Below are 22237 nucleotides of genomic sequence, written 5' to 3'. Positions count from 1 at the left end.
AAAAGGCGGTCTGTTGTCAGATCGCCTTTTCCCTTATAACGTCACACCGGACTTAAAGATTGCAAGCTCCCGAAAATCGTTTTTTTCGTTATTGACGAATTCTCCGCTTGCAACTTTAATAATGTATTGAATAAAATCTCTTACAATGTGATCTTCTGTTGTTTGGTCTTCCGCCAATCTGCCCGCGTTGTAATCAATCCAATGAGGCTTTGATTGAAATAAATCGGTATTTGTTGATACTTTCACAGTCGGGACAAATGTGCCGAACGGCGTGCCTCTTCCGGTTGTAAACAAAACGATGTGACAGCCCGCCGCGGCGAGCGCTGAAGAAGCTATTAAATCATTGCCGGGCGCACTGAGCAGTGTCAATCCCTTTGTTTTCAGTGTTTCACCGTATGTCAGCACATCAGAAACCGGTGCAAGACCGGCTTTTTGGGTGCAGCCGAGCGACTTGTCTTCGAGCGTTGAAATGCCGCCTTCCTTATTCCCTGGTGACGGGTTTTCATAAATCGGCTGCTCGTGCTTCATAAAATATTGCTTGAAATCATTGATCAATCGGACTGTTTTATGAAACACTTCTTCACTCGCCGCACGCTGCATGAGAATCGTCTCAGCGCCGAACATCTCAGGCACCTCCGTTAAGACCGTGCTCCCTCCCTGTGCAATCAAGTAATCTGAAAATCTCCCTAATAAAGGGTTTGCGGTGATGCCGGAAAAACCGTCCGACCCGCCGCATTTCAATCCGATGCTCAATTCTGACAGCGGAATGTCCTCACGTTTATCTCCCTTTGCCGCAAGGTGTATCTCTTTAAGAAGCGCAGTACCCGCTTCAATTTCATCTGTGACAGCTTGTGATTCGAGAAATTTCACCCGATCTCCATTCACTTCAGAAAGTGTTTCCTTAATCGCCGCCAGCTCATTATTTTCACAGCCGAGCCCTAAAACCAGCACACCGCCCGCATTTGGATGACGGATGGCGTTCATCAGCATTTGTTTCGTATTCTCATGATCATCGCCAAGCTGGGAGCAGCCGTATTGGTGCTTTAAAACCAGCACATTGTCAAAGGGCGCAATATCTTTCGCCTCTTTTACGAAGCGCTGCAGGATTTTCTCAGCGACGCCGTTTACGCAGCCGACTGTAGGCACGATCCACAGTTCGTTCCGGACGCCGGATGTACCGTTTTCTCTTCTGTAGCCTTTAAATGTCCGGTTCTCATTTGTAAAAGGATTGTCCTCGAAGCGCGGTGAATACGTGTATTCTTGCAAATCGGATAAATTCGTTTGCAGATTATGGGTATGAATATGCTCGCCGGCCGAAATCCGTCTTGTTGCACGCCCGATCGAAAAACCGTATTTAATGATGCTGCCGTTTTCTTCAATGCTTTGCAGCGCGATTTTATGCCCCCGCTTTACAGGGTCCTTCACTTCAATTGTCAGTCCGTCTGTATGCAGCCGCTCCCCTTTGTTAAAATGGCGCATGGCGAGAAGCACGTTATCGTTTTTATGGATTTTTATGACCTCTTTCATTTTACTTCCCCCTTTTTGCCGCAGCATTCATGTAACGCATGCTTCATACCCCGCTTATGAATGACAGACAGAAAAAAAGCCGTTCGTTCAGTCAGCCCCGGAAGATGATTCAGATTCTCCCCCCACAATCGCTCTTCTCCTAATATGGCAGATGCCGCTTGAAACATATCATCTTTGCAACGGGACCGCGCCATTTGAAAACGGTGAAGAACCTCCTCGCCGTCAGCCGGTTTGTTCGGTCCGTTCCAGTATGAATAGATCATGGCGCTGAACGAAAATACCAGCTTCTCAGGTAGCCGGCCCTCCTGTTCGATATAAGCCTTCAGCGTCGGCAGGTTTCTTGTTTTGAATTTCGCGGCGGCGTTAAGGGTAATGCTTTGCAGATAATGTTGGATATAAGGGTTTTTAAACCGCTGTAACACATCTGCCGCGTATTGGGTGACACCCTCCATTTGCAGCACAGGGAGGATTTCTTCATTGATCAGCTCTTCGATGAACCTGCCCGTCACCTCGTGCTCAGCCGCTTCCCGGACGGTTTGCAGTCCGTATAGTAAAGCCACTGGCGCCAATGCCGTATGAGCGCCGTTTAAGATTCTCACCTTTTTTGTCCTGTAAGGCGTAAGGTCAGACGTAATCAGTGCGTTCAGCCCGGCCTCAGCAAAAGGAAGTTCATTCTGAAGCTGTTCCGGCCCTTCTATCACCCACAAATAATAATGCTCACCGACCACAAGCAGACGGTCTTCGTATTCAAGAAAATTGGTAAGTTCTTCTACGGTATCAACAGGGAATCCGGGAACAATCCGATCCACGAGGGTATTGCAGAAGATGTTCGCGTCATGAATCCATTGAGTAAAATCAGGCTCCAGCTCCCACAGCCCGGCATATTGAAGCACGGCAGCCTTCAGTTTCCGTCCGTTTTCTTCGACCAGTTCACATGGAAGCACAATGCACCCTTTCTCGGCGTCACCCGCAAATGCCTTATAGCGGAAATAAAGGAACGCCGCTAATTTCCCGGGGAATGTTTTTTGAGGTCTATCCTCAAGCCGGTCGCCTTTCTCAAACGTAATTCCCGCTTCTGTCGTATTGGAAATGATAAAACGAAGCTCCTCTTGTGCTGCCAGCCGTTTAAAGGAATCATAGTCAGAAAAAAGATCAATGCCGCGGCTGATGGATTTGACGATCGTGTGTTCTTCAGCCGGTTTCCCGTCCTTTATCCCCTGCAAAAAAAGCGTAAATAAACCGTCCTGCTCGTTTAAACGTTTGATTTTCTCAGAGCCTCTCGGCTGTACGGCGACAACGCTTCCGTTAAAATCCGTCAATTGATTCAATTGATCGATCTGCCAGTCTGCAAAGGCCCGCAAAAAGTTGCCTTCGCCGAACTGAAGGACTTTTTCAGGATATTGAATGTATTCACCACACATCTTTTTATTCAGCTGCCGCAAGCTGTCCGCCTCCTTCTGTGTTTATGCACGCGTTAACATTTTCCCGTACGAAAACCCGGATAATCAGACGGGCCGTTATGTGAGTTTTTTAATTGAATCTCTTATCATCACCTCGGTGTTTTCGTATATTTTTTCCGCCGCCGTATCCGGGTCGGCGATTAGCGCCAAGATCTTCTCTGCGCCGAGGATGCTGATGTTTTCAACCGGGCGTTTTACTGTCGAAAGCCTCGGCGTCATGTATTGGGAAATGCCGATGTCATCAAACCCGATAACGGATATATCTTCCGGAACGTTCAGGCCTTTGGCGAAAATGGCATTCATCGCCCCGATCGCCATATCATCGTTTGAACAAAAAACAGCCGTAGGCGGTGATTGAAGCGCCAAGAGTTTTTCCATCGCCTGACTGCCGCTTTCCATATCATAGCGGCCTTTTACACTGTATTCATGCTTAATCGGAATAGAATGATCAATTAAAGATGTCAAATAGCCTTCTTTCCGCTGAGAAGTTGACCTGAATCCTTCCTTTCCCTCAATGATCGCGATATCTCTGTGTCCGTTTGCGATCAGGCAGTCGACCGCCTGTCTGGAGCCTTCTTTATCGTTTGACAGGATATTCGTGATGCTCCGGTCATCAATGTCCCGGTTCAGCACGACAAGCGGGATGTTTTTCTCTCGGATATGATAAATAAATGAATTATCACTGTCGCTTTGGCTCATTAAAATGATTCCGTCATATCTCATGGGCGTAATGGTTTCAAAGCTTTTCAGGTCGTCAATCGCGCGGACGAACAAATTGTATTCCTCACTGATTGTGCGGTTTACACCTTTGATGGTATCGGAAAAAAAGCTGTGTGAGGTTCCGTTTGTGATGCTTGTAAAAAACAGTCCGATCGTATGGGACTTTTGCATGGCAAGGCTTTTTGCATTTACGTTCGGTGTGTAATTCAGCTGTGAAGCGAGCTCTAATATTTTCTGTTTTGTATGCTCTTTAATGTAGGGGCTGCCGTTAAGCGCACGGGATACGGTTGTGTGGGATACGTTGGCGAGTTTTGCGATATCTTTTATGGTTACCATCGTTTTTCCTTTCTTTCTGTATGCTGTCATTTATTTCTATTGTACCATTAACGGACAGTCCATAAAATCACTAAAGTTGAGGTTTTGCATGATGTAAGTCCTGAACGAGCTCGGCATGCTGCCGGTCCGTCAGCTTATACATCAAACCGATAATCAGCATGGCGCACGCTAAAGCGAAAGCCGGGTACAGCAGCAGAAGCCCTTTAATCCCGATCAGCGTGCCTTTTGTCTGAGATGCATTCGGGATATAGCCGATAACGCTCAGCCCGATGCCTGAAAGAAAACCTGATAAAGATTGGGCGAGTTTTCTGGAGAAGTTGAAAAGCGAATATGTCGTCGCCTCCTTCCGTTCACCCGTCTTCCACTCTCCGTAATCAATAATGTCCGACACAAGCGCCCATGTAATGCCGTTTGGTATGCTGATCCCTATAAAAGCAATGCTCGCTAACGCCGTAAAGATATATACATTTGACGGGAGACAGAAATTCAGCGCATCAGCCGCGGCGCTGACGGCAAAACCGATCATCACCGTTTGCTTTTTTCCGAAACGTTTGACGAGTTTCGGCATAAACAAAACACCTAAAAATGAAGAACCGATGATGATAAAACTCATGTAGGACATCAGCTCCGCATTGTTGAGATTGTACTGGGCGAAGTAAACAAGCATAGCGGATTTAATGTTATATGCCGATATTGAGAAAATCGTCATGAAAACGACGGTCAGAAGCGGTTTGTTGCCGATAAAGCATTTGAAAACCGACATAACGGACAGCTTTTCTTTCGGCGCTTCACGGACGATAATTCTTTCTTTGCAGTTTCGGTAGCAGATCATAAATCCCGCGATTCCGATTACGGCCATCATTCCCATGACTGCCGGGTAGCCGATGTGAACGTTATCAAAATGAACGAGAATCGGGATGACGATGACACTTGTAATGAGCAGCGCGCCGAGGGAGCCGATCTGGCGGAATGCGGAAAGCGCCGTTCTGTCCTCCGCATCCTGTGTAATGGCCGCGCCGAGGGAGCCGTACGGAATATTGACGAAAGAATAAGCGACCCCCCACAGCATGTAAGAAGCATAGGCGTACACAAGCTTCCAGGTGACGCTCACGTCCGGTGACACAAAAATCAATACGGTCATGACCGCAAGAATAATACTTCCGAATAATAAGTACGGCCTGAATTTACCCCGGGGTCCGATCTTTTTTCTGTAGTCAATGGCCGAGCCGACAATCGGATCAGTCAAAGCCGCAAACAGCTTGCTGACCAAAAAAATACTGCCGGCGAACGCTGCCGGAATGCCTGCGACATCTGTGAAAAACTTCAGCAAATAGATCTGCCCGAGATCAAACATAAATCCGTTCCCAAAATCTCCAAAACCATAGGATACTTTTTCTTTCAGACTCAGCTTATGCTCCTTCACTTTTGCGGCAGGTGCTGTCACGACAGGCATATTACTCATAGGCCACCTCTTTCATTCCATTTTTTAAAAGCAGAAATATTCCTCAGCATTCCGGTAACAAATCCCCTCGACAATCTTTCCTAAAAGCTCCATATCGTAAGGCGCTTCGCCTTGTTCCGCCCAGCCGCCGATCAGCGTGCAGACAAGCCGCCTGAAGTATTCATGGCGGGGATAGGACAGGAAACTTCTTGAATCCGTCAGCATCCCGATAAAACGGCTGAACAGGCCCATGTTTGATAACGTTTTCATTTGCTGGAGCATTCCATCTTTCGTGTCATTGAACCACCAGGCTGTGCCGAATTGAATTTTCCCCGGTGTTTTCCCATCCTGAAAGCTGTTGATCATGCTGGCGATAATATAGTTGTCATTCGGATTCAAAGAATACAAAATCGTTTTAGGCAACTGCCGCTTTTTTTCGGCGGAATCTAACAGCCGGGCAAGCGGTTTTGCGATACGTTCATCATTAATTGAGTCATATCCCGTATCAGGACCGAGGCTGCTGAACTTATTTGTATTGGTATTTCTTAACGCGTTAATATGGAACTGCATCGCCCAGTCCAGTTCGGCGTAAAGACCGCAAAGATATTGCAGCGTCCGTGTTTTGAATTTCTTTTCATCTTCAAAAGACACATGCTCTCCGCTTAATCCGGCTGCAAAAATCCGGGCCGCTTCCTCTTCGGTCGTCTCGGCATAAACCATTTGATCTAACGCATGATCCGACACTCTGCCCCCGGCATTGTGAAAAAAGCGGACGCGGGATTCTAACGCATCTAAATACGATTGGTAGGTGGTGACAGCCATTCCGGAAGCGCTCTCCAGCGAACGGACCCAATCGGCAAAACCCGGGCTGCTGATGTCCAGTCCTTTGTCAGGCCGAAATCCGGGCAGCACTTGAACCGGAAAATCACTTTCTTTCAACAGTTCGTGGTATGTCAGCGCATCGGCAGGATCGTCAGTTGTGCAAATGACTTTGACATTTGATTTCAGAATGAGATCCCTTGCGCCAAACCCGTCTCCCTGCAGGAGCTCATTCGTTTTTTTCCAAATGGCCGCGGCCGTTTTTTCATTCAATACGTCATAAATGCCGAACCAGCGCTGCAGCTCTAAATGCGTCCAGCTGTACAGCGGATTGCCTATCGCCATCGGCACCGTTTTTGCCCAGGCGAAAAACTTCTCTTCATCTGAAGCGTTTCCGGTAATGCAGCGCTCTTCAATGCCGTTGGCCCTCATGATCCGCCACTTGTAGTGGTCACCGTAAAGCCATGCCTCCGTAATCGTTGCGAAGGTTTTATTTTCATAGATTTCCTTTGGGCTTAAGTGACAGTGATAATCAATGATCGGCATGTTTTCGGCGTATTCCCTGTACAGCTTTACGGCCGTTTTACTATCCAGTAAAAAATCATCACCCATAAAAGCTTTCACATTTTCATCCTCCCTCTTAAAAATGTTAACGTTAACAAAATGATTCTTTTTTATTTTAGCTTCCTCTTTCTCACATATCAATCATTTTTATTTTATTTTTCAGAAAATTGTATCCGTTAACATTTTCATACAAAAAAAAAGACACTGCCGAGAAAGTCCGGCAATGTCTTCTGTGTGATCTTAAGGATTAGTAAGCGAGGCTGAATAATCCTTTGATATGTGTTAAATAACGTACGTTACTTGCTTCTTTCATTAAAGATGCCGGAAGACCTTTCAGCGGAGTAGAGTTCGCTCCGATGATGGCAACCGCGTCTTTACGTCCGAGGCTTGCAAGCGTACCAGAGTTTACAGGCTTGAATGTTTCAAGCGTTTTTCCTTCTAAGTAAGCGAACAGGTTGTAACCCACAAGTTCACCCATCTGCCAAGCGATTTGCGCTGTCGGCGGGTACGGACGGCCGTCCGGCGCAAAGTATACAGCGCTGTCTCCGACAACGAATACATCTTCGTGAGAAGTAGATTGTAAGAAATCGTTAACCGTCGCACGGCCGCGGTTCACTTCAAGGCCGGATTCGCCGACTAACGGGTTGCCTTGTACGCCGCCTGTCCATACAAATGTGTTGGCAACGACTTTTGAACCGTCTTTCAGATCAATAACGTTTCCTTCAACATTTGTAACAGGAAGACCTGTTAAGAACTCAACGCCGCGTTTTTCAAGACTTTTTGTCGCGCGTTCGATAAGGTCATCAGGAAGAACAGGAAGAATTTTCGGACCTGCTTCTACTAATTTCAGTTTGATTGCTTTCGGATCTACGCCGTATTTTTTCGTAAGGTTCGGCATGATGTCAGCAAGCTCACCGACAAGCTCGACGCCTGTTAAGCCGCCGCCGCCGATAAGGATCGTTGCATCAGCTTCGTTTTTCGTTTTAGCGTATTCACGCACACGGTCTTCCACGTGTTTGTATACTTTGTTGGCATCAGCAGCAGATTTCAGCACCATGCTGTTTTCTTCGAGTCCAGGAATGCCGAAATAAGCCGTAACAGAACCAAGTCCGACAACAAGCGCGTCATAAGTCAGCTTAGAACCGTCAGAAAGGGCAACTTCTTTCTTATCAACTGAGAAAGAATTGACTTCTGCGATTTTAATGTCGACGTCTTTTCCTTTCAGAAGTTTTTCAAGCGGCATAGCAACAGCCTGTTCAGACACGTTGCCGGCTGCAAGGCGGTGCAGTTCCGTAATGATTTGGTGAGTCGGGTATTTGTTCACAACGGTTACGCGTGCTTCATCTTTACTGTAATGTTTGCGAACGGTTAAAGCAGAAAGAACTCCGCCGTAACCAGCGCCTAAAATGACAATATGTTTTGACATCGTATATCCTCCGTCCTTTATATCAATTTGAATCTGAGATTATTTTTGTTTTTCGTTCATGATTTCAAGATAGCTGTTAGCAAAACGGAACAGCTTTTGAGCTTGAGGGTCTTTCAGCATGCGCAGCAGGCCGAAAAGTCCGATCGTTTCATTGCTTGCATCCGCGCGGTCTTTTGCTTCGATCGCAGTAGCCGCCACTTCTTTCGCTGTTTCTTTCACCGGCTCAAGAATTTCTGTAAGCGCACCCACTGTATCGCTCTTCAATACTTCGTCTGTCGCTATAGACTGTGCAAAATCATAAGACTTCGTTAAAATATTTACTAACTCAGTCAGTTTTGGAAGCTGATCCACTAAAACAGTCAGTGATTCTTGAACTTCAGGTTTTAGCAGCTGATCAATAAGATCGCGTTGGCCTTGGCTGACAGATGCATTTGTTTGATCGATTGTTTCTGGCATATCCGATTCTCCTTTACTATAAGCAGTATGCTGATTTTTTTGGAAAGGGTAGCCTTTCCCCCTTCATGCAGAAAAGCATGAAAAAGCAAGATTGTGAATTCATGCACAATCATTTACAAAAATAAATGTTTACTACCCAGTTTTTCACTTTGCCATATCCAGTATTATTTTTATATCAACAAAAACAATTGAATAAGTCAAAATTTCTTTTTCCTCTCTGAAAATAGCAAACATAAAAAACCCCAATTTGATTTACTCTTATATAATAACACTTTTTGAACAAAATTTGAACGTGAATTGTTTCGTTTATGAAATTATTTATATGGCGGGGGTGTAATAACGTTTCTTTTAGGCTATTTTTTTACAGACCATCCGCTTTTCCCCTGTCATTTTTCCCACAATTTTAAAAGCGGGCCCGTTTTTCCCGTAAAGGGGTCGCATTCCGGGAGCGGGACACGGCTGATTTCTTCTGAAGTTCTATCATTTTTCTCCGTTTTTGTATCGTACTGCCGGCCGCCCGGATAAGCCCCGATCACGGTAAAATCAGAACTGCCCGACAGTTTTTTATGTCCGGTGCCGGCCGGAATGACCGCTGCGTCTCCCATTTGAAGAACGGCGTCTGCTCCTTGTTCCCCGCCGAACCTCAAAACCGCGTTTCCTTTTACCGCAACAAGAACTTCGTGCGTGGTGCTGTGAAAATGGTGATACGGAAATACTCCGCCCGTCCAGCTGTTCGACCAATCGTGCCGGCGGAGGACGGACTCTGCTTTCTGTACCGTTTCTTCATTAAATACCGCTTTATAAATAACAAGCGGAAGATTCGGGTTATTCGGAATGCGGCCGTCACCTTCAAAATAAAGCACTTGAATATCCTCTTTCTGCATTGTGTTCACCTCCGTATATGTCTGTTTCCCATTCATCATTTGTTAAAACGCTATTTTCTCATATTCCATTGCGAAGCCTGCCGGTGAATAGTATAGTATAAAAAAATATGTGTCAAAATGAGGGATTTAATGAAAGCCATCGTGATCGGAATATTGGCATCTCTGTTTTTCGCAGTCACATTTATTTTAAACAGGGCGATGGAGCTTTCCGGCGGAAGCTGGATGTGGAGCTCTTCCCTGCGTTTTCTTTTTATGATTCCGTTTTTATTTTTGATCGTTTATGCGAAAGGAAAATGGGCGCCGCTCTGGCATGAAATCCGAAAAAAACCGTTTTTTTGGCTGAAGTGGAGTTTTACCGGGTTCGTGCTTTTTTATGCCCCGATTACGTTTGCGGCGGCATATGGGCCGGGCTGGCTGATCGCCGGCACGTGGCAGATTACAATTGTCGCGGGTGTGCTTCTGTCGCCGTTTTTCTACGAAACAAAACATTCACCTACGGGCCCGGTTTCCGCCAGACAAAAGATCCCGCTGATTTCGCTGGTTACTTCCGTCATCATCCTGATCGGAGCCGGGCTGATTCAGCTTCAGCATGCGGGTTCTCTGTCCGGCCGCACGATACTATTCAGCGTTGTGCCGGTCGTCATCGCCGCTTTTGCCTATCCGCTCGGCAACCGCAAAATGCTGGAACAATACGGCGGAAAACTCGATACGTTTCAGCGGGTGCTCGGCATGACGCTCGCAAGCCTTCCGTTTTGGCTTTTGATCGCCGCTTTCGGCTGGCATAGAGACGGGCTTCCGTCAATGGGACAGACATTCCAATCCTTTATCGTCGCACTCAGCTCTGGCGTTATCGCAACAGTATTATTTTTCCGCGCCACCGATATGGTGAGGAATGAGCCGCAGAAGCTCGCTGCTGTTGAAGCGACGCAATCCGGAGAGGTTCTTTTTGCACTGATCGGCGAAATTGTCTTTTTATCCGCGGCGTTTCCGTCACTTCTTTCATTTGCCGGACTGTTCATTATTATTGCGGGAATGGTCATGCATACATTCGCTTCCCGGCAGACAGACCAGAAAACGGCTGAGCAAACGTCAGCCAATCTCACCGGTTCCTGATTTTTTTACGAAAGGTGTCATCCTGTATGAAAGAAGAAATTCCGGCAATATCTTTTCTGTCAGCCGGCAAACGCTTTGAACAAAACAATACGTCCTTTGAGGTCCTAAGCCGTGTAACCGGACATATTCAAAAAGGTTCTATCACGGCGTTGATAGGGCCTTCCGGCGCGGGAAAAAGCACATTGCTGTCGCTGTGCAATCTGATGAATACACCTGATGAAGGGGAAGTGCTTGTATTCGGAAAAGAAATAAGACACTGGGACATCAGAGAGCTCAGAAAAACCGCGGGCCTTGCATTTCAATCAGCTCCCGTCATGGACGGCACGGTGCGGGACAACCTTCTGCTCGCAGAAAAACTCCACGGCGCACAGCACTATACGCCTGAAGAGCTCGCAGATTTTACAGATCTTCCGCGCGGGCTTCTGGATCGGAATGCAAAAGAATTATCCGGCGGGCAGCGGCAGAAGCTCTCATTAGCGCGAACCCTCGCCGGACTGCCGTCCATCCTGCTGCTGGATGAAATCACCTCGGCGCTGGACCCGTCATCCGTTCTCATCATTGAGAAACTGATTACGAAACTCCATCGGCAAAAACAGCTGACGGTCCTGTGGATCACCCATAACCTTGAACAAGCGGAACGATTATCCGATACAGTATGGTTTATAGATGAGGGACGGCTTTTAGAAACCGCGGAAACGAAAACGTTCTTTAAGGAACCGAAACATGAAAAGGCCCGGGCGCTTTTACAAGGGAGCGGGTGCTGATATGAATGATCTTTCTCTGTTATTGACAAGTATATTTGTCATTATCGCTTTATTCCTGTCTAAATCTTTTAAAGCCGGCGTCGAAAAGGATATGATCGTCGCAACCGTCAGGGCCGTCATTCAGCTGCTTATCATCGGCTATGTGCTGTCGCTGATTTTTCGCGGTGATCACCCGATATTTATCATATTAATGGTGCTTCTCATGCTCACGGCCGCTTCGCACAATGTCGCCAAACGGAAAAAAATGCGGATCGGCTCATTTTGGCGCGTTTTTCTGACACTGGCGATCGCGGAAGTTGTGACGCAGGGACTTTTACTGACCCTGCATATCATTCCGTTCACTTCAAGATATGTCATTCCGATAAGCGGCATGGTCATCGGAAACTCCATGGTGCTCTCAAGCCTGTTTTTAAGCCGGCTCAGTTCGGAAGCGGATCTGCGGAAAGAAGAAATCCAACTGATTCTCTCTCTCGGAGGAACGCCTAAGCAGGCCGTCCGGCAGATATTGACGTCCAGTATGAAGCTCAGTATGATCCCGACGCTTGAAAGCCAGAAAACATTGGGTCTCGTTCAGCTTCCCGGCATGATGACGGGGCAGATTTTAGCGGGGGCTGATCCGATACAGGCGGTGCGCTTTCAGCTGCTGATCGTTTTTACAACGATGGCCTCCGCTCTTCTTACATGTATCATACTCAGCGCCTTGACATATCCTTCCCTTTTCACGGAACACTGGCAATTAAAAAAATTCAGCAGGGAAGCGTAGGCTTTTTCCCTGCTGAATGATTATTTATGACAAGGTCAGAGATTCATAGTAACGGGATAATTCAATAATCATCGCTCCCATCCGCTCAATGTCCGGAGCAAGGAGCCTCTTTACCCCTTCATCCCGGATCGCTTCAGCCGTCACTTTGCCGACTGCGGCGGCAAGCACTTGTTTTTCGAATGCCTGCTGCAATTCTTTTGTGAACTCTTTTTCTTTTGCATAATCAAAGAGAGAGCGCACTTGAATGGCTGTCGTAAAACATACGGCATCGACCTCTCCGTTTAACAGCTCTCCCAGCAGTTTATCGACCGTCTCCCTTTCAGGCGGAATATGCTGATACGGGAGAACAGGGAATACCTCCGCTCCGTTTTTCTCAAGGAACTCCGTTAAGACCGGCGCTTTTTCGCCATGAAGCTGTATCATGACTTTTTTATCTTTAAAGTCAAATCGTTCCAAGGAGCGGATCAGCCCTCTTGTTGTACCGTCTTTATCTGAGGCATGCGGCGTGATGCCGAGCTTTTTTAAGGCCGCATATGTTTTATAGCCTCTGCAGCCGATTTTCGCTTCATGAACGGCCGCTAAAAATTCTTCTTTCAGACCGATTTTTTCCGATACCGACAATAACGTTTCCGTACCGATGCCTGTGGTGAATATCGCCCAGTCGGCTTTTTGCCCGGCAAATGTTCTTACGTCGGGTTCAATTTGATCCTCCGCCAGGTATACGGTTCCTTGGAGGGAACGGACGACCGCCGTTCCGCCCTGCTTTTCTATTAATTTTGTGATCTCTTCTGTTTTCCGCGAACCGCCGATGGCAATCCGTTTCCCGTTCAATCCTTTTCCCATCGCTGTTTTCTTCTTCCCTTCAGATGCCGGGCGCCCTATGGCAGGCCGTCATTTATTTCTATTATTGTTACGCAATCAGCCGGGAAAATCAAGCTATGCTCCCGTTGAATCCCCCGTGCAGTTGCTGTATCATTAACCGGGCAGAACGATTTGATTCGCGGAGGGACTTTCAATCATGGAAACAAAAAAAGAGTTCGAGACAAAAGGATACGATACTTCGGTCATTTATGAGTTCAATGAATATCCTGATGTTCACAGCGGCCGATGTGACAATTGCGACTACACGCTGTTTAAAAGCTCAGTGAAGGGCGGAAAATTTTTGAGGGAATGCCGGAGATGCGGCATGAAGAAAAACATATAACAAAACAGGCAGCCGTCTTCCGGTGCGCTGCCTGTTTCTCAATCAATTTTCGACGGCCGCCTTTTTCAAAAATTCTTCAATGGCACAAACAGCCTGTTTGGGGCCGCCGGTTTCTTCTATTTTCTGCTGCATGCTTTTCACGCGGCTGAGGATGTTTTTATCGCTGTATACGTTCTGAACGTCTTTTTGCAAACGGGCCACAGTGACTTCTTTCGGCGGCAGATGCACGCCAAGCCCCAATTCATCCACACGCTTTGCGGTAACCTCTTGTTCGTGCATTTGCGGAACGACAACGAGCGGGACACCCGCATTCATCGCCTCCATTGTACTGTTCATCCCGCCGTGAGATACGAACAGCTTTGCTTTCTCCAGCACATCAAGCTGAGGAACGTGCTGGCGGATGATAAAGTGATCGGGGACATCCGAAAAACTTTCCGGATCAATTGTTGTGCCGACTGACATAATAACTCGCCAGTCCGAGTCCCGAAACGCGTCAATACACATCTGGTAAAATTCAGGCCAGGCGTTAAACGCCGTTCCCAGTGAGATGAGCATAAGCGGACGGTCATCGGCTGCATCAATTTCCAGACTTCCCGTATTTGTGCGTTCTCCAAGAGACGGACCCACAAAACAGAATCGTTCATCAAAGGTTTCCTGTTTCGGCTGAAAGGCCCTTGGCATAAAGACAATATTCAGTTTTTCAGGCATAAAAAATTCTTCCATTGTCATCCGTTTCAATTGTTCATTTTCAATCTGCTCCTGATATTCTTCTATCGCCTGTTTGGCCGCTTCCAGTGTTTCTTCGTCTCTTCCTAATTGAAAATACTCATTCATTGCATAGCTCGGGCAGAACTTTACGGCCGGGATGCCGCTATTATCCGCAAACAATTTTCCGGCAAGAGCTAAAAAATCAAACAGGACGATGTCAGGAAGGTCGTCTTTGTACAGTTCTTCCAGCTGCGGAAGCACTTCAACCGCTTCTTCCAGAAACATCACAAACGCGTCATTTTTATTTACCCGTTCTTTTATCGTCTCCGGGTCCGCCTTTATGCTTGTGCGGTATAAAACGGGAATGGCGCCCGTTTTGGCAACGGAAGCTTCGAATTCCTCAGTCGTAGCGAATGTCACTTTATACCCGCGATTGACAAGTTCCTCGGCTACGGGCAGCGTGGGATTGACATGACCGTGAGCGGCCACATTAATAATGGCGATGTGTGTTTTTCTCATCATTTTTCTTCTCCCTCATTTTCGTTTATCTCCGCTTCTAAAGACTCCAGCCCGTACATGACACTGTTTCGGATCGGCTCAATCCGGACCGGCTCAAGGTGTGAAAAGGCTTTTACAATTCCTTTCAGCGCCACTTCCGCTTCAAGTCTGGCAAGCGGAGCGCCTAAGCAGAAGTGTACGCCGAATCCGAAGGAAAGGTGCGGATTCGATTGGCGATGAATATCAAATACGCCCGCCTTCTCAAATTTGTTTTCATCACGGTTGGCAGATGCAACGTAGCAGAGAACGATCTCCCCGCTTTTCAAGCGGCGTCCGCGCAGTTCAGTGTCGTGCCGGACCGTCCTTCTGACAAACGGAGCGGGAGCGCGAAAACGCAGCGTTTCTTCCACCGTTTGCGCGATGAGAGAAGGGTCCTGTCTCAGCTCTTCATAAAGGCCGGGCGTCTCTAATATGCTGTAAACCGCATTTGAAATGAGATTAGTCGTTGTTTCATTTCCCGCCACTAAAAGCAGGTTGCAAAACGGGATCAGATCTTCTGCCGTGAGCTTCTCTCCCTCTTCTTCCTCTTTTATCAAAATAGAAATAATGTCTTGGCCGGGCTGTTTTCGTTTGCTTTCTATTATTTCCGCAAAAAACGCCGCCAGCTCCGCCTCACATTGGTCACGTTCCTGCTGATTTTTCTCCGCCGCTTCAGGACTCGCATCTTTCGGCATGCTGACGAGAATGTCCGACCATTTTTTAAACTGATCCATACGTTCGGACGGAACGCCTAATAATTCTGAAATCACCATGACCGGCAAAGGGTAAGAGAGATCTTTAACGATATCAATCCGCCCTTTGTTCTTTGCCTGTTTCAGGAGATGATCGGTAATGTCTTTAATTCTCGGCTCCCATTCCTTCAAGACGCGGGGAGTGAAAGCGCGATTGACGGCGGATCTGATTTGGGTATGCTTCGGCGGGTCCATATTCAGCATGGACTTTGCAATCGAGCTTTTCACATCAGTCATGAGGCTTGAGAACGTCTCTTTATCACTGATGACTTTTTTGACATCATCGTATAAAAACACACTCCAAACCTTCGTTTCTTCATCAAAGTGTATAGGGCTTTCCCGTCTCATTTTTTCGTACCAAGGAAAAGGGTTGTATACGTCCAGGCCGTTTTTTCCTTTCATCAGGGTTCTTTGGATGGCTTCTCTCGTGCTCCTCAGCTTACTCATGTTTCATCACTCCTGATTGTTTCATATTTGAATAGTTGACGTACCTTGAATTTTATCCTAGCACATATTTTCAATTTTTTTCTATTCATAACCTTAACTATTAACATAACACAACAAAAGTCATGAATCCGGAGGTGAAATTTCTCCCAAGAAAACAGCAGAAGCGCACAAAAAACCCGAGCCTTCGGCCAGGCTCGGGAGATATGTTCACTCATTCGGCTGCGGTTTCTGGTGCTGCTTTTGGTTTTCAGGAGGCTGCGTATTTCTTTCCATATCGTCCGTATCAGCGCCCATGCCTTTCAGGAAAGAAAACAGCAGAGTGACGGCCTTGTTGATTTCCGGGTCTTTTAAAGCGCGGACGATATCAAAATACCCGGTCTTCCTGCCGCTGTCTTTTTCCTCGACGGCCTTTGTGACCCCCGCATTGATTTTAACGATAAACGGCTCAAGCTGTTTTACATCGAGCATGCCGAGAACGCCGCTTAACAGCAGGAGATTTTTCAGCATATTGGCCGTTTCCGGAGTATTCGCCTTCTTCACGAGGATATCCATCACTTTGTCTCCCTGGCCGAAGAGACCGCGCAGAAGCGCCAAAACGCCGCGCTCGTTCATGTGCTGAAGAATGTGCAGAGATTCCAAAATCGCGTCTTTATTTCGTAAAAGAGCCGTCTCGATCTCTTCTAAGTCCTTATTTCGTTTGTCTTCTTCTGTGACGGTCTGTTTTCGGATGCCGCTGATTGCTTTAGCCATTTTGCTGTTTCCCCCTTTTTACGGCGTCTCCCGGAAATACATAATCTTTACGCGCCCATTTCCGATCAACCCGGACACCGATCTGCGGCTGCGGGTTTCCGTAACGGAAATTGATTTTCGGAAGCGGATTAACGCCTTCTTTTTTCAAAATCTCCATCTTCGCTGATGTTTCTTTATAAGCTGGTGTATCGGTATCCTTATCGGCATAGCTGCTTGTCAAAAGGTTAATGGCGGCGTCTTTTGAATCGTTCATCGGAAGATAGACTTGTTTGCCTTTTACCCTGTCTGTGATGACACATTTGACTTTCACATTTCCGTACGGTGAAGTCAGACGGACAAGCGTTCCGTCTTCCAGCCCTCTTTCTTCGGCGAGTTCGGGCGAGACCTCAAGGAACACACTCGGTGTTTTTTCGGATATTCCTTTTGATCGGTAAGTCAGATTCCCTTCGTGAAAATGCTCGAGCAGCCTCCCGTTATTCACATGGATATCATATTCTTCATCAAATTCTTTCGGCTCGGTCCACTGAACGGGATATAGAATCGCTTTGCCGTCTGAAAACGGGAACTTGTCCGTAAATAAAAGCGGTGAATCGGTTCCGTCCGCTGCAACCGGCCATTGCAGTGAATTGTAGCCTTCGAGACGTTCGTAAGTGACGCCTGCGTAGAGCGGCGAAAGCATTGCCGCTTCTTCCATAATGTCTGCCGGATGTTCATAGTGCCAATCAGCGCCCAGACGGTTGGCGATGTCCGTAATGATCTGCCAATCAGGCTTTGAATCGCCCAGCGGTTCAAACACTTTGTAAAGGCGCTGCACCCTCCGTTCCGTATTCGTAAACGTCCCTTCTTTTTCAAGGCTCGGGCTTGCCGGAAGCACGACATCGGCGAACTCGGCCGTACGCGAAAGAAAGATATCCTGCACAACGAAGAAATCAAGCTTTTCAAATGCGGCATGAACATGGTTAATATTGGAGTCGACAAGCCCCATTTCTTCTCCTTTTAAGTACATGGACTTCAGTTTTCCTGAGTGGATGCCTTCGATCATTTCATGATTTGTCATTCCGATTTCTTTCGGCAGGTCTGTTCCCCAGCCCTGCTCATACTTTTTGCGGGCTTTTTCATCCGTTACTTTTTCATAGCCGGGGAAGCTGTCAGGCATACTGCCGAAATCACTGGCTCCCTGCACGTTATTATGGCCCCGAAGCGGATATGAGCCTGCGCCGGGCTTGCCGTAATTTCCGGTCACAAGAAGCATGTTGGAAATGGCCGTGCTCGTATCACTTCCTCCGATATGCTGGGTGACCCCCATCGCCCACAGTGCGCACACGCTGCCGGCTTCATGAATCATCCGGGCCACTTTGATTAGGGTATCCTTGTCCACACCGGTATGTTTTTCCGCATATTCCATTGTATAAGGTTCAAGGCTTTTCACGAATTCATCTAATCCGTTCACTCTCTCCTTCAGAAATGCAGCATCCGCCAAATCGTGATCAAGCAGATATTTCGATACGGCATTCAGCCAGACAATATCTGATCCGGCACGCGGCTGGAAAAACACATCGGAGCGCTCGGCCATTTCATGTTTTCGCAAGTCAGCGACGACGAGCTTCTGTCCGTGCAGTTTATGAGAACGTTTAATGCGTGTGGACAGGACGGGGTGAGACTCAGACGTATTTGAACCGATTATCAACACGAGCTCAGCTTTTTCTATATCTGTAATCGACCCTGAATCACCGCCGTATCCGACCGTTCTGAACAATCCGGCCGTGGCGGGAGACTGGCAGTAGCGTGAGCAGTTGTCGACATTATTTGTGCCGATGACGGCTCTTGCAAGCTTCTGCATCACGTATGATTCTTCATTCGTGCATTTGGAAGATGTGATAAAGGCAAGTGCGTCCGGGCCGAAATGTTCTTTTATATCGGTAAATTTATCAGCGATCAGCTGCAGCGCTTCATCCCATTCCGCCTCCCGAAACGAGTCTCCTTCCCGGATAAGCGGCTTGGTAAGGCGCTTTTCACTATTGACGAAATCCCAGCCGAATTTCCCTTTCACACACGTCGAAATGCCATTTGCGGGCGCCTCGGCCTGAGGTTCTACCTTTAAAATGTCTCTTCCTTTCGTCCATATATCAAAACTGCAGCCGACACCGCAGTAAGTGCATACGGTTTTCGTTTTCTTGATTCTTTCATCCCGCATGGCCGATTCCATATCCGATATGGCTAAAATCGATCCGTACCCGGTTTCGACCCCTTTTGTGATGTCAATCATCGGCCGAAGCGTCTCTTGGTTAATGCCTGTTAAATACCCCGCTTCGCCTTCCATGCCTTTTTCCATCATGGCATTGCACGGACATACCGTCGAACAATGTCCGCAGGAAACACATGATGATTCATTGATCGGCACATCCTGATCCCAAATGACCCGCGGGCGTTTCCGCTCCCAATCAATGCTTAAGGTTTCGGTTACCTGTACGTCCTGACAGGCTTCGACGCAGCGTCCGCACAAAATGCACTGGTCGGGATCATATCGGTAAAACGGATTTGATTCATCTTTAGGATACGGTTTTTGATCGAACGGAATGCTTTGATGATTGATTTTCATTTCCTTTACGGTATTATGTACTTCGCAGCTCCCATTGTTGTAATCACAGACCGTGCAGTACAATTCATGGTTGTGCAAAATGTTGTCCATGCCGATAATCTGCGCTTTTTTCACATCGGACGAAAGCGTATCGATGACATCTCCGTCCTTTATTTGCGCGGAACACGAACGCACCAGTTCCCCGTTAACATTGACGATACAGGTATCGCACGTTTCAATCGGCCCGAGACTCGGGTGATAACACACATGCGGCACGTCAATTGAACTATTGTTCAAAAGCTGCAAAACGGTTTGACCGTCCGGCGCTTCCATTTCAACCCCATTGATTGTAACCTTCTTTGTATCAGCCATTTTCTTTTCCCCTTTCTGTACCCCTCTATACATCCTCTATGATTCCCAGCCGGCCTTTCACTAAAACATCTCGTTTATCTCAGGAAACATACGGGTATGAGCGGTAAAAAGGAGGCGTTCACATATGTTGAAGAAAAAAACACTCGCCACGGGATTATCGGCAGTGATGCTCACGGGATGCGCATTCGGCGCAGAAGCATTTTCAGATACACAGCCCGTCCATGCCGCAGCCGCTTCAAAAACGGAAAACCAACGTGCACAAGAACTGGTGAACAGCCTTTACCAATCGGCGTTTAAAGGGGAAATGCCGCAAAATGTGAAAGGCCTGAAAATCAACCAAAGCACAAGACAGGACGTTTACGATAAAATCGGCGAGCCGGAACAAAAAGCAGACAGCCGCAATCCATTTGATTTATACAGCTGGAACATGGGAAACCCCGGTTATGGATTTTCCTATCATAAAAACGGAAAAATCTCGGAAATACGCTATTTCGGAACAGGGGTCGAGCGGCGCTTAAACCTCGGAAGCGTCACACCTGACGTCTTAAGCAAACAAATCGGCAGCGCTGACAAAATCCTGACAGTGCCAAAAACGGGCGAAACAGATTACGTCTACCATACGGGGCAGTATGAGCTCCGCTTCGTCATCGGCAGTGACCAAAAAGCAGACCATGTCAACCTAAAAGCCAGATAACGCAAAAAAAGCGGCCTCCCGGGCCGTTTTTTCATAGACAGCTTCTCCGTCGTTCCTTACAATACATGGGAGTACAAAAAAAGGGGAACAGTGTGAAGTGAATAGACATCCATTGACATACGGAATATGTACTGTTTTTATCATCGCCCTCGGTTTGCTGTCCAGAACCGCATACATCACCGCCCTATTGCCCGGCATCATAAAAGCTTATTTAGGAGATGCCTTGTGGGCGGCAATGATTTTTACAGGATTCGGGCTTTTGTTTCGGCACATCCGGACGGAAACAGCCGCATTTTTGAGCCTCTCGTTTTGCTGTCTGATTGAATGCAGCCAGCTGTATCACGCGCCTTGGATTGACGCAATCAGAAGCAGCACGCTCGGCGGGCTGATCCTCGGCTGGCAATTTGTCTGGAGTGACATTTTCGCCTATACCCTCGGGGTATGCGCTGCCGCATTTTTAGAATGGGCCGTAAAAAGAAACCGCCAGTCTCCTTCATAATCAGAGCATGCCGCCGATATGAAGGGATAAGGAGGTGGAGCTATGGATATCCCTGCGTTATCAATCGCTATGCACCAAGCATCTCTGGCGCAGAATGTAAATATCGCTTTAACAAAAACGGTCATGCAGCAAGCACAGGCTGCGGCGGAAGAAACAGTGAAAATGCTGCCGTCCCAGCACCCGACTGCCGGACATTCAATTGATGTGAAAGTGTAAAAAAAGATGCCGGATGATAACCGGCGTCTTTTTTTTGCGTTGTACGTACACCATACCGGGCATACAGGAATAAGGTAAACGGAACCAAACATTTGAAAAGGAGGTTTTCCTCTTGTACGATCCTTTCTATCATGAATACACAGCCGAGAGCCACGAACGGGTGCCATATCATTATCCGCGGCCGCCTTATTATTTCCCCAGACCATATCCATACTATCCGCGGCCGCCTTATTATTATCCTAGACCATATCCATACTATCCGCGGCCGTATATCCCGTTCTATCCTTGGTATTAATGTTTGAAAAGAAATGACTGCAGACAGGAGGCTTCCCCTGTCTGCTATTCAACTTTGACCGACAGGATATACGGGAGGGCTTGAACTTTTTCCATTACCGCCGCTTTCCCGCTTTTGCTTTTCACCCTTCCCTTCACTTCAAGCACCGCCTTATTCAATTCATAGGACGTAATAAGAATTCCTTTTTCCTCAAGAGAAGTTAAAATATCATGCATGACGGCTTTCTCCTCAATCCTGAAACTGACAGACAAAGAATGCGCCGCCGGTTTAAACAGAAAATTTAACAGTTCAAGCCCAATTAACGCCAAAATCGTGCCGCTGATGCCGATGACATACATACCTGCCCCGATCGTCAGCCCGATGCCCGACGTAGCCCAAATCCCCGCGGCCGTCGTAAGCCCCCGCACGACATGCCGCTGCAAAATAATCGTGCCGGCTCCTAAAAATCCGACGCCGCTGACGACCTGCGCCGCCACCCGGCTCGGATCAAAGGACGTATGGCTGTTGGATAACAAATCAAAAAAGCCGTATTTGGAAACGATCATCATCAAGGCGCTGCCGACGGCCACTAAAAAATGCGTCCTCAAACCGGCTTCCTTCGCCCTGAATTCTCTCTCCAATCCAATAAGAGCCCCAAGCAGACCCGCAACCGCCAGACGAATCACAAAATCAAGTTCCATCCGTCTCTCTCCTTTCCTTATCTTCTTACCCGCTTTTTATCCCCCCGTATCTTTTTCTATCAGCACAAGACTGCCCTGCTGAAAAAAACTGCATTTGAATATATACTTTGGTTCTTTATCATATTGTCAGCGCCCTTATTTATATGCGGAAGGTATTAAGCTGGCGTTTCCAAAATAAAGGAAATAACTTATTGAGAGTATATGAAACAAGTTTATTCGTTGAAGCTGCGGC

21 protein-coding genes and 1 pseudogene are annotated in these 22237 nt (G+C 47.3%); 8 read left to right on the top strand and 14 right to left on the bottom strand.

The features are described 5' to 3' along the window. Nucleotides 1–33 precede the first annotated feature (33 nt). The 8 genes from BXO87_RS02660 to BXO87_RS02625 form a co-directional block, all read right to left on the bottom strand. On the bottom strand, nucleotides 34–1527 hold the full coding sequence (locus tag BXO87_RS02660) for a UxaA family hydrolase (RefSeq protein WP_076851214.1): 1494 nt from the start codon (nucleotides 1525–1527) through the stop codon (nucleotides 34–36). Beyond that, nucleotides 1524–2969, bottom strand: a complete 1446-nt coding sequence (locus tag BXO87_RS02655; RefSeq protein ID WP_038457716.1) for a tagaturonate reductase — start codon at nucleotides 2967–2969, stop codon at nucleotides 1524–1526. The genes BXO87_RS02660 and BXO87_RS02655 overlap by 4 nt, the downstream gene beginning before the upstream one ends. A 75-nt stretch (nucleotides 2970–3044) precedes the next feature. Then, entirely contained in the window at nucleotides 3045–4043 is a 999-nt protein-coding gene (locus tag BXO87_RS02650; protein ID WP_007407297.1) for a LacI family DNA-binding transcriptional regulator, read from the bottom strand. 70 nt (nucleotides 4044–4113) lie between these two features. Beyond that, complete coding sequence (locus tag BXO87_RS02645; protein WP_193427906.1) at nucleotides 4114–5496, bottom strand: MFS transporter; 1383 nt, start codon at nucleotides 5494–5496, stop codon at nucleotides 4114–4116. 33 nt (nucleotides 5497–5529) lie between these two features. Further along, a complete protein-coding gene (gene uxaC / locus BXO87_RS02640) occupies nucleotides 5530–6927 on the bottom strand; it encodes a glucuronate isomerase (RefSeq protein ID WP_139337718.1) in 1398 nt (465 codons plus the stop codon). A 187-nt stretch (nucleotides 6928–7114) separates the two neighbouring features. Further along, entirely contained in the window at nucleotides 7115–8293 is a 1179-nt protein-coding gene (locus BXO87_RS02635; RefSeq protein ID WP_012117352.1) for an NAD(P)/FAD-dependent oxidoreductase, read from the bottom strand. Between the two features lie 39 nt (nucleotides 8294–8332). After that, nucleotides 8333–8749 carry a DUF1641 domain-containing protein gene (locus BXO87_RS02630; protein ID WP_061046851.1) on the bottom strand — a complete coding sequence of 139 codons (417 nt, stop codon included), beginning with the start codon at nucleotides 8747–8749 and terminating at the stop codon, nucleotides 8333–8335. A 386-nt stretch (nucleotides 8750–9135) separates the two neighbouring features. Further along, nucleotides 9136–9633, bottom strand: a complete 498-nt coding sequence (locus BXO87_RS02625) for a cupin domain-containing protein (protein WP_038457714.1) — start codon at nucleotides 9631–9633, stop codon at nucleotides 9136–9138. Between the two features lie 129 nt (nucleotides 9634–9762). Here BXO87_RS02625 and BXO87_RS02620 point away from each other — a divergent pair, with 129 nt between their 5' ends. From BXO87_RS02620 to BXO87_RS02610, 3 genes are read left to right on the top strand one after another with little or no spacing between them, the layout of a single operon-like run. Then, nucleotides 9763–10746 carry a DMT family transporter gene (locus BXO87_RS02620; protein ID WP_038457713.1) on the top strand — a complete coding sequence of 328 codons (984 nt, stop codon included), beginning with the start codon at nucleotides 9763–9765 and terminating at the stop codon, nucleotides 10744–10746. Nucleotides 10747–10772: 26 nt separating this feature from the next. After that, nucleotides 10773–11510 (top strand): ABC transporter ATP-binding protein, encoded by a 738-nt coding sequence (locus BXO87_RS02615; RefSeq protein ID WP_038457711.1) that lies wholly within the window; start codon nucleotides 10773–10775, stop codon nucleotides 11508–11510. A 1-nt stretch (nucleotide 11511) separates the two neighbouring features. Continuing rightward, on the top strand, nucleotides 11512–12273 hold the full coding sequence (locus BXO87_RS02610; protein ID WP_038457709.1) for an ABC transporter permease: 762 nt from the start codon (nucleotides 11512–11514) through the stop codon (nucleotides 12271–12273). Nucleotides 12274–12297: 24 nt separating this feature from the next. Here BXO87_RS02610 and BXO87_RS02605 read toward each other — a convergent pair whose 3' ends face one another. Beyond that, on the bottom strand, nucleotides 12298–13116 hold the full coding sequence (locus BXO87_RS02605; protein ID WP_038457707.1) for a uroporphyrinogen-III synthase: 819 nt from the start codon (nucleotides 13114–13116) through the stop codon (nucleotides 12298–12300). A 175-nt stretch (nucleotides 13117–13291) separates the two neighbouring features. Here BXO87_RS02605 and BXO87_RS02600 point away from each other — a divergent pair, with 175 nt between their 5' ends. Next, on the top strand, nucleotides 13292–13477 hold the full coding sequence (locus BXO87_RS02600; protein ID WP_003154919.1) for a DUF8096 family protein: 186 nt from the start codon (nucleotides 13292–13294) through the stop codon (nucleotides 13475–13477). A 42-nt stretch (nucleotides 13478–13519) separates the two neighbouring features. Here the strand turns inward: BXO87_RS02600 and BXO87_RS02595 are convergent, their stop codons facing one another. The 4 genes from BXO87_RS02595 to fdhF form a co-directional block, all read right to left on the bottom strand. Next, entirely contained in the window at nucleotides 13520–14704 is a 1185-nt protein-coding gene (locus BXO87_RS02595) for a macrolide family glycosyltransferase (protein WP_061046962.1), read from the bottom strand. Further along, complete coding sequence (locus tag BXO87_RS02590) at nucleotides 14704–15921, bottom strand: cytochrome P450 (protein WP_061046853.1); 1218 nt, start codon at nucleotides 15919–15921, stop codon at nucleotides 14704–14706. Before BXO87_RS02590 ends, BXO87_RS02595 begins: the two co-directional genes overlap by 1 nt. Before the next feature lie 207 nt (nucleotides 15922–16128). After that, nucleotides 16129–16671: a helical membrane plugin domain-containing protein gene (locus BXO87_RS02585; protein WP_076851213.1), complete on the bottom strand. Its 543-nt coding sequence runs from the start codon at nucleotides 16669–16671 to the stop codon at nucleotides 16129–16131. Next, nucleotides 16664–19621, bottom strand: coding sequence for a formate dehydrogenase subunit alpha (gene fdhF / locus BXO87_RS02580; RefSeq protein WP_076851212.1), 2958 nt, complete (start codon nucleotides 19619–19621; stop codon nucleotides 16664–16666). The genes BXO87_RS02585 and fdhF overlap by 8 nt, the downstream gene beginning before the upstream one ends. Nucleotides 19622–19745: 124 nt before the next feature. Here fdhF and BXO87_RS02575 point away from each other — a divergent pair, with 124 nt between their 5' ends. The 4 genes from BXO87_RS02575 (at nucleotide 19746) to BXO87_RS02560 (ending at nucleotide 21325) form a co-directional block, all read left to right on the top strand. Then, complete coding sequence (locus BXO87_RS02575) at nucleotides 19746–20315, top strand: YjgB family protein (RefSeq protein ID WP_061890549.1); 570 nt, start codon at nucleotides 19746–19748, stop codon at nucleotides 20313–20315. Between the two features lie 97 nt (nucleotides 20316–20412). After that, a complete protein-coding gene (locus BXO87_RS02570; RefSeq protein ID WP_047935626.1) occupies nucleotides 20413–20814 on the top strand; it encodes a ribosomal maturation YjgA family protein in 402 nt (133 codons plus the stop codon). Nucleotides 20815–20856: 42 nt separating this feature from the next. After that, entirely contained in the window at nucleotides 20857–21030 is a 174-nt protein-coding gene (locus BXO87_RS02565; RefSeq protein WP_007407314.1) for a YjfB family protein, read from the top strand. A gap of 112 nt (nucleotides 21031–21142) precedes the next feature. Further along, nucleotides 21143–21325: a hypothetical protein gene (locus tag BXO87_RS02560; RefSeq protein ID WP_076851211.1), complete on the top strand. Its 183-nt coding sequence runs from the start codon at nucleotides 21143–21145 to the stop codon at nucleotides 21323–21325. 283 nt (nucleotides 21326–21608) lie between these two features. Here BXO87_RS02560 and BXO87_RS21235 read toward each other — a convergent pair. Beyond that, nucleotides 21609–22005, bottom strand: a pseudogene (locus BXO87_RS21235) (MgtC/SapB family protein); the annotation flags it as partial. Nucleotides 22006–22237: the final 232 nt, after the last annotated feature.

The sequence above is a fragment of the Bacillus sp. GZB genome, from assembly GCF_001975995.1.
Lineage (GTDB): Bacteria > Bacillota > Bacilli > Bacillales > Bacillaceae > Bacillus > Bacillus velezensis.
The sequence above is the reverse complement of the archived record's forward strand: the minus strand, read 5'-3'. Positions and strand labels throughout refer to the sequence as shown.

Bases quoted from the DNA above. Each gene is read 5' to 3' on its own strand.
- BXO87_RS02615 (WP_038457711.1), top strand. From the start codon at position 10,773: ATGAAAGAAGAAATTCCGGCAATATCTTTTCTGTCAGCCGGCAAACGC.
- BXO87_RS02585 (WP_076851213.1), bottom strand. From the start codon at position 16,671: ATGGCTAAAGCAATCAGCGGCATCCGAAAACAGACCGTCACAGAAGAA.
- BXO87_RS02645 (WP_193427906.1), bottom strand. From the start codon at position 5,496: ATGCCTGTCGTGACAGCACCTGCCGCAAAAGTGAAGGAGCATAAGCTG.
- BXO87_RS02610 (WP_038457709.1), top strand. From the start codon at position 11,512: ATGAATGATCTTTCTCTGTTATTGACAAGTATATTTGTCATTATCGCT.
- BXO87_RS02625 (WP_038457714.1), bottom strand. From the start codon at position 9,633: ATGCAGAAAGAGGATATTCAAGTGCTTTATTTTGAAGGTGACGGCCGC.
- BXO87_RS02650 (WP_007407297.1), bottom strand. From the start codon at position 4,043: ATGGTAACCATAAAAGATATCGCAAAACTCGCCAACGTATCCCACACA.
- BXO87_RS02600 (WP_003154919.1), top strand. From the start codon at position 13,292: ATGGAAACAAAAAAAGAGTTCGAGACAAAAGGATACGATACTTCGGTC.
- BXO87_RS02575 (WP_061890549.1), top strand. From the start codon at position 19,746: ATGTTGAAGAAAAAAACACTCGCCACGGGATTATCGGCAGTGATGCTC.
- fdhF (WP_076851212.1), bottom strand. From the start codon at position 19,621: ATGGCTGATACAAAGAAGGTTACAATCAATGGGGTTGAAATGGAAGCG.
- BXO87_RS02605 (WP_038457707.1), bottom strand. From the start codon at position 13,116: ATGGGAAAAGGATTGAACGGGAAACGGATTGCCATCGGCGGTTCGCGG.
- BXO87_RS02635 (WP_012117352.1), bottom strand. From the start codon at position 8,293: ATGTCAAAACATATTGTCATTTTAGGCGCTGGTTACGGCGGAGTTCTT.
- BXO87_RS02660 (WP_076851214.1), bottom strand. From the start codon at position 1,527: ATGAAAGAGGTCATAAAAATCCATAAAAACGATAACGTGCTTCTCGCC.
- BXO87_RS02565 (WP_007407314.1), top strand. From the start codon at position 20,857: ATGGATATCCCTGCGTTATCAATCGCTATGCACCAAGCATCTCTGGCG.
- BXO87_RS02620 (WP_038457713.1), top strand. From the start codon at position 9,763: ATGAAAGCCATCGTGATCGGAATATTGGCATCTCTGTTTTTCGCAGTC.
- BXO87_RS02630 (WP_061046851.1), bottom strand. From the start codon at position 8,749: ATGCCAGAAACAATCGATCAAACAAATGCATCTGTCAGCCAAGGCCAA.
- BXO87_RS02590 (WP_061046853.1), bottom strand. From the start codon at position 15,921: ATGAGTAAGCTGAGGAGCACGAGAGAAGCCATCCAAAGAACCCTGATG.
- BXO87_RS02595 (WP_061046962.1), bottom strand. From the start codon at position 14,704: ATGAGAAAAACACACATCGCCATTATTAATGTGGCCGCTCACGGTCAT.